Origin of the sequence: Lederbergia wuyishanensis, assembly GCF_022900255.1 — a bacterium.
Taxonomy (GTDB): domain Bacteria; phylum Bacillota; class Bacilli; order Bacillales; family Bacillaceae_C; genus Lederbergia; species Lederbergia wuyishanensis.
Map to the genome: position 1 here is coordinate 1 of NZ_JALIRM010000028.1, position 625 is coordinate 625.

The window sequence follows — 625 nt, forward strand, 5'->3', positions numbered from 1 at the left end:
ATCATCGTGTTGAATTTTTGTGCAGCGTTACCGCCAGAGCTGATTGGCTTTACGTTTACTTTCTTGTTTTCTTTGATCCACTTTGTTGCTACATCTTCGCCCCAAGGCGGCATTGTGTACCAGTCGTAGTGACCGTACATTGTGTATTCTAGCTCGTCCTCACCAAGAACAAAGCCATCACCTTTATTGCCAGAATCTCCTTTGCTATTGCCTTCACTGTCGCCAGAACTGCCTTTTGAACAGCCGGACAATACACTAAAGACCATAAGCAGAGCGACTAGAGATAAAGTCAAGAGTTTCATCTTGTTTCTCATTCTTTTTTCCCCCTTGATTATGTTTAATATCTATTTAAAGCTTGCGCTTTAAACCAATTGGATTACCCTTTCAAAGAGCCGACCAATACCCCTTTTACGAAATACTTTTGAACGAATGGGTATACACAGATGATCGGTATCGTTGCGACCATCATCGTCGCCATCGACAGGGATTTGGTTGAAACGGATTTTAACTTCTGCATATGCGCTGCGGCGGTTGAATCGGCCTGCGCCATTTGCTCCGACATGATGTTGGAGCTAAGGATTTGCTGAAGCATCGTTTGGATCGGCAATAGTTTTTGTTCCGAAAT

2 pseudogenes are annotated in these 625 nt (G+C 43.5%); both read right to left on the reverse strand.

Annotation, left to right across the window (positions count from 1 at the left end):
- Positions 1-314 (reverse strand): annotated as a pseudogene (locus MT489_RS22045) (ABC transporter substrate-binding protein); the annotation flags it as partial.
- Positions 315-376: 62 nt separating this feature from the next.
- A pseudogene (locus MT489_RS22050) lies at positions 377-625 on the reverse strand (carbohydrate ABC transporter permease); the annotation flags it as partial.